The organism is uncultured Campylobacter sp. (assembly GCF_938045595.1).
In the GTDB taxonomy this organism is placed as follows: domain Bacteria; phylum Campylobacterota; class Campylobacteria; order Campylobacterales; family Campylobacteraceae; genus Campylobacter_B.
In genome coordinates this window covers 1-2965 of record NZ_CALIBB010000221.1, presented here as the reverse complement: position 1 = coordinate 2965, position 2965 = coordinate 1, and the positions used below count along the sequence as shown (strand labels likewise).

Genomic DNA, 2965 nt, shown 5'->3' with positions numbered 1-2965 from the left:
TTTCAAGCTAGAGCGCGCCCAAAATATCGTAGGTGCGGACGTTTTTGTAGCCCGCGCGATGCCAAACGTCGCTGCGGGTATCGGCGCGTCGGCTACGGCGCTGTGCTACGGCGAGTATTTTGATGAGGCCAGTCGGGAGATCGTGCGAGCGCTAGCCGCCAAAATCGGCAAATTTTACGAGATAGACGAGGCTGGCTTTGCTGCATTTACGGGGATTGCAGGTAGCCTGCCTGCGTATGTGTGCGCCTTTATCGAGGCGGCGGCGGACGCGGGCGTGCGTGGCGGACTGCCGCGGGCGCTGTGCTACGACGCGGTAGCAGCGGCAGTAGAGGGCACGGCGCGTCTGCTACAAAGCGGCAAGCGCCCATCGGAGCTCAAAGACGCGGTTTGCTCGCCTGCGGGCACGACGATAGAGGGACTTGCAGCGCTGGAGGCGGCGGGGTTTCGCGCAGCGGTGATGGCGGCGATCGAGGCGTGCATTGCCAAAGCTCGCGGCTAGCCTCGCCGCACCTCGTCGGTTTCGGATTTCAAACATAGCGCGTTTGCGTTCGCGCTAACATCGGAATTCTTTGCAGGCGCTCTAGCTAAAATTTTGTCTTATTTTTATCGAATAAATTCGTCGCTTCGGTTGCGGCAGAATTTGCGAGCCTTATGATAAGCGAGCCGGTAAGCTCGTATCGCATTTAGAATTTTAGTTCAAAATTTTACGCTTAAAATTCTAAATTTATTGGTCCTATATTGTATACAAAACACAATTATTAACCACCAGTTTAAGACAAAGCCACCAAATATAAACATCGGCACTGTTTGGAGATTCGCTGACCAGCCCGTGACATATTTTATTTCTGTAGTTTAGTCCCATAGGCTCCGTTAGTAAAAATTTTAACTCTTCCGTTAAATCCCTCCCGAGCAATTCATATATTTTTGGTTCTTGCAAAAGCGAGTTTATGCTTTTTTCCGATTCTACGCCGTATTCATCGATAGTAGTCGTAGGGATTTTTTCTTGTTGCAGCAAAATTCTCGCCAAATGCTCTATTTGAGGTATCAGCAAATGGCTTGAAACCAAAAAGTTTCTATCAAAACCGTAATATAAACCTTGTACCCAGATATCCACCCTGTCTGCAGGAACCACGCTAGAGTTTCTACAAATATCATAAATGAAACGCATAGACACTCTATGTTCCTCTAAAATTTGCCAAAATGCGGGCAGTATTCTACCGTCTACCGCCAACTCGACATGTATATGGTATTGCTGGTACATTTCATATTTTAATCGGTCATCTTTTGTAGTTATTTGCGACAATTTTCTTCCGTCAGCATCTACGTAAATTTGAGTAATAAGATTTGAAAAAAGAGACTTTTTTAAAAGCTTCTCGGATGACTTTTTGATATCTTCATATAGTGGATTTGCTGTGATATTAGCTAGGCATAATACCGCTTTGGATAGTTGCTTGCCTTTTACTGCTAGCTTTGCATTATTTTGATAGTGTGAAATATTGATCTTATCGGTAGCAATCAAGCTCATTTCGCTTATAATATCTTGGTTATTTTGCCCCATCAGCTTGCGTATCTCGTCTATTTTTTGATCGATTCCGAGCTCATTTCTATCTTTTGCAGGAATGCTTCTGAGCTCTTTTAGTGCTTGCTCTAGGTCTATTTTTGACGGTATAGCGCTACTTTCTTTTGCTTTTTCTATTAAGATATTAGCTATTTTGAGTGCGATTTCGGCTATTTTGGGGCCATTCTTGAGCTTCTTATACCATTTTTGCGACTCTTGATAATATCTGGTTGCTGCCACAAAATCTTTTTCTTTCGCAAAGGTATTGGCGAGTTTTTCTAATTTTTCAGCTACGCTTGGTTGCAGTTTTCTGCTTAGCTCCGCGATATCCAATAAATGCGACATCCTTAAGCAGTAGTATTGATCGGTCGGTTCCGCTTTATTAAAGCATTCTAAAATTTTATTTAGTATTTCGGCGTATTGATTTTTTGTGATTTTGGATAGTCGCGATAGTCTGATAGCCCTCTCAAACGCATCTATCTTAAATTGATTTAGCGACTTTGGCTCTAGAGATATTTTCGAGTACTCATTTACGGCAATCTCTAAAAATTTGATATTTTTAGGGCTTTTTAAAATCCATAAAATATCTGCTATCCTTGATTTTAGTCTGCAATCGGTTATTTCATCCAAAATACTCGCTAAAAATTCCAAATCTTGCTCGGTAAAATCCTCTAATATCGCCCATCTGCAATCGCCCGCGATGCACCCGGCTTCGTACGGCTCATTTGTGCTTTTAGGTTTTAAGGTCATAGAGCAAGCGTCCCTTAATAAATAAAATACCTTACTTACTTTTAAATCCCCGTTTTTAAAATTTTCCTCGCACAAGTACGCGAATTTAGAACTGTAATCATGAAAATATTTTGTGTCTTTTAATATTTCGTCTAAGTTTATACCTAAAAAATCATCTTTGGTTATCGTTATTTGCCGTATTTCTTCAATCAAATTTTTTCCTCCACGCTCATTAATAAGTTAAAATTCTAAAAGCTTCGCATTAAAAGCAAGCCTTGCGTAAATTTTATCGCACTCTAGAGCCACGCCGCTTTGCAGCGCATCAAGCCTAGAGCTGATAAATTTACCCAGCCCTCCCGTCTCGTCCTCGCCGGCCCAGTCAAGCATCCAAACAAGCCCTTTTGCGATAAGCGCATCCAAAAATTCGCCGTCGTTCATCTCGCCCGTTTTCTCAAAACCGCCCGTCTCGCCCGCCGTCAAATGCTTTAGGACGCAGCACTGATCTTTCGTCATTTTCGCTCCTTTTGATTAAATTTCCGCCTACGTGGGTCTGTTTAAATTTTACTCTCAAAAAGCTTTAAGCTTACTTTTCGCAACTCTTTACACTGCAAATTTAGCCCGCGGCGGCGGGTAAAATTTCGCTATAATTTTGCCGTTTCAATAAGGAGAAAACGATGA

3 protein-coding genes are annotated in these 2965 nt (G+C 42.7%); 1 reads left to right on the top strand and 2 read right to left on the bottom strand.

Translation table 11 applies throughout. The features are described from left to right. Positions 1 to 499: pyrroline-5-carboxylate reductase dimerization domain-containing protein (locus tag Q0340_RS08555; protein ID WP_298082969.1), on the top strand; the 499-nt coding region annotated here is incomplete at its 5' end. Between the two features lie 234 nt (positions 500 to 733). On the opposite strand, the gene Q0340_RS08550 is transcribed toward Q0340_RS08555, so the two are convergent. Then, entirely contained in the window at positions 734 to 2500 is a 1767-nt protein-coding gene (locus Q0340_RS08550; RefSeq protein WP_298082968.1) for a DUF4209 domain-containing protein, read from the bottom strand. A gap of 27 nt (positions 2501 to 2527) precedes the next feature. Beyond that, positions 2528 to 2800, bottom strand: a complete 273-nt coding sequence (locus Q0340_RS08545; RefSeq protein WP_298082967.1) for a hypothetical protein — start codon at positions 2798 to 2800, stop codon at positions 2528 to 2530. Positions 2801 to 2965 lie beyond the last annotated feature (165 nt).